The sequence below is a fragment of the Candidatus Zixiibacteriota bacterium genome (assembly GCA_022865345.1).
Taxonomy (GTDB): domain Bacteria; phylum Zixibacteria; class MSB-5A5; order MSB-5A5; family RBG-16-43-9; genus RBG-16-43-9.
Window position 1 is genome coordinate 1 of sequence record JALHSU010000065.1, and the last position, 2442, is coordinate 2442.

Annotated in this window: 4 protein-coding genes; 1 reads left to right on the plus strand and 3 read right to left on the minus strand. The window is 41.8% G+C overall.

Annotated elements, in window-relative coordinates:
- The 3 genes from MUP17_02880 to MUP17_02890 all read right to left on the minus strand — a co-directional run.
- Positions 1-278, minus strand: a 278-nt coding sequence (locus MUP17_02880) for a sulfurtransferase-like selenium metabolism protein YedF (protein MCJ7457919.1), incomplete at its 3' end; no start/stop codon positions are given.
- Between the two features lie 55 nt (positions 279-333).
- Positions 334-891 (minus strand): transposase, encoded by a 558-nt coding sequence (locus MUP17_02885; protein MCJ7457920.1) that lies wholly within the window; start codon positions 889-891, stop codon positions 334-336.
- Positions 892-1005: 114 nt separating this feature from the next.
- Complete coding sequence (locus MUP17_02890) at positions 1006-1992, minus strand: 50S ribosome-binding GTPase (GenBank protein ID MCJ7457921.1); 987 nt, start codon at positions 1990-1992, stop codon at positions 1006-1008.
- A gap of 213 nt (positions 1993-2205) precedes the next feature.
- Here MUP17_02890 and MUP17_02895 point away from each other — a divergent pair.
- Positions 2206-2442, plus strand: a 237-nt coding sequence (locus MUP17_02895; GenBank protein ID MCJ7457922.1) for a hypothetical protein, incomplete at its 3' end; no start/stop codon positions are given.

A 2442-nucleotide genomic window follows, 5' to 3' on the forward strand; every position in this document is an offset into this window, starting at 1 on the left:
CTTTTCTTTCCAACCTTGACTTTTTCCGTAAGCCCGTAATAATTCAGGCAGGTGGAGCAGGAAAGTACCTCTACCCCTGAATTTTCCAGGGAGACGAGTGTTTCAAGATAGATCGAGCCATCAGAGACCAGCTTTACTCCGGAGGCATAGAAGATTAAAAATTCAGGTTTCTTTTCCGAACTGACCAGACTTCGCAAAAAATTCCCCATCAAAAGAGTGGTCAATTCAGTCTCTCCCTGACCCATTCTTTCATTGTTTATGATTATGACTTTTCCCATACCTTCCTTTGAAAATGTTCCGCTCTTAGGCGGATGTTATCATCCGCCGTCTCAATCAAACGACCAGTTTTCGCAGATCACTCAGTCTCACATATTTGTCTTCGACCCCGCTTACATAGAATCTGGCACTGGAATATTCATAATCCTCGGATCTCTCCACTTTTAAGAATTTTCTCCAATCCCCTCTCAATGGATTGTTGTGAATGTATTCTGCCTTCTGAAGAAGAAATTGTGGGGAAATAACATTTTTTATGTCTCCATCTTCTTGCCAGACTTTGTAATTTTGTTTTTTGGTCCCAACCCAAAACAAATCCAGCATCTCAGGATTTTTATCCTTAAGGGTGAGTAGAATCTGCTGGGCAGTATATTTGTTGAAATCTCTGGATATCTGTTCTATGGTGTGATTTTTCAATACTTTTAAAATGAGATGGAGATGATTGGGCATTAAGATATAAGAATATAATTCGAACCATTCATCTTCAATACAGTATTTCAAGCTATTCATCACTATCAAAGCATACCTGGATAAGTGGAAGATCTTGTTCCAATCAATAATCGTATTAGTAATGAACAGAAGTCCGTTGTCTTGAAATTTCTTGGCGTACTTTCCCATTTTCTACTTCACCGCTGGATGATAACATCCAGCGGGAGCGCGGTTTCCTGTGCCTGTCGGATCTCCTGACCCGACGAAAAAAAGAACAGACGGGATGTCTGTTCTACCAAAAAATCAAAGATGAAACTCTATTACATCTCCATCCGTTAGCACCTGGTCCCGGTGCACCATCTGCCCTTCGTATTTGCCCTTCCCCCAGATCCTGGCATATTTCAGATTATGGGCAAAATCCTTGTGAATGATAAAAGCAGCATCTAATACTTTTTGCCCTTTTTTCAGGATGACCGGATCAGAATAGTCTAAAGGCTTCCCCGGGACCTTAGTATAAACCCTCAGTATCTCCAGCTTTTCAAAGGTCTCCCTTTTCAATTCCTCTAAACCCAGCTTTTTTTCAGCGGAGATAGAATATAATAAAAATGAAGAGCTGTACAATTCTTTTATTATCTCCCAATTATCTCTGGAGTTTTCCAGGTCATTTTTGTTCCCTAAGACCATAGTCTTTTTACAGACTTCACCGATCTGGAGAGGAAGCCCCTTTTCGTCCTTGTACAGCTTGATTTTTTTCTCCTCCAATCCTTTTTTGACCATTTCCAAATCTGCTAACGGGTCATCCGAGCTTAAATCAATCACCAGCCAGACCAGATCACAATTGCGAATATTACCCAAAATCCCGGTCTCCAGAAAATCAGGCGCAATCGGAGGGGTATCGATCAGTTGAATCTGGATATTCTCGTAGGGCATCATCCCGGCTAAAGGCTTCTGGGTAGTAAAGGGAAAAGGTGCCACCTCTGGCTTGGCATGGGTCAAGGAGGCTAAAAGCTGAGATTTCCCGGCATTTGGAGAACCGATAATAACCACCTGACCAGCCCCTTCCTTTTTGATATAATAAAGGTCTTCCCTTTTTCCTCCTTTTGCCTTTTTCTCCTGGTCTTTTAGTCTGGAGATCCTGGTTTTTATGTCAGCTTGAAGTTTTTCAGTCCCCTTGTGCTTAGGGATGGTCGCAAGCATCCCCTCTAAAGCAGAAAGCTTTTCCTCGACAGTCTTAGCCTGCTTGTACTTCCTTTCCGCTTCTAAATATTGAGGAGTCAAATTTGCCGGCATAAAGGTTCCCTTCAAACAAAAATATATCGAATCCATTGGAAAATGTCAAAAGTAAATGAGAAATGATGGATTAAATAAAGGGAAAGAGTTGTTCCCTTTCCTCTCAGGAAAGGATTAGTGTGAGGTCATTTCCTGCTTGTGAAATCATAAATCTTTTTTTATCTTGCCCCAAGTTTACCTTATCCTGTCAAGCAGTCCCCGTAGGGGACATGCATGACCCACATAATGCATATGGCTTTGAGTAACTTCTCCAGATTTTCTAACTTCCTGAAAAGCTACGATTACCGGATGTGGATACTATTTTCCGGCTGGATGGCATCTGCTATGGGATTTGCCATGGTCATTCCTTATATGAGCATCTACTTTCACGACCAGATGCAAATCCCTATGACCCAGGTCGGGTTTATATTTGGAGCAGGAGCAATTGCCCGGGCTTTATCCGGTTTAATA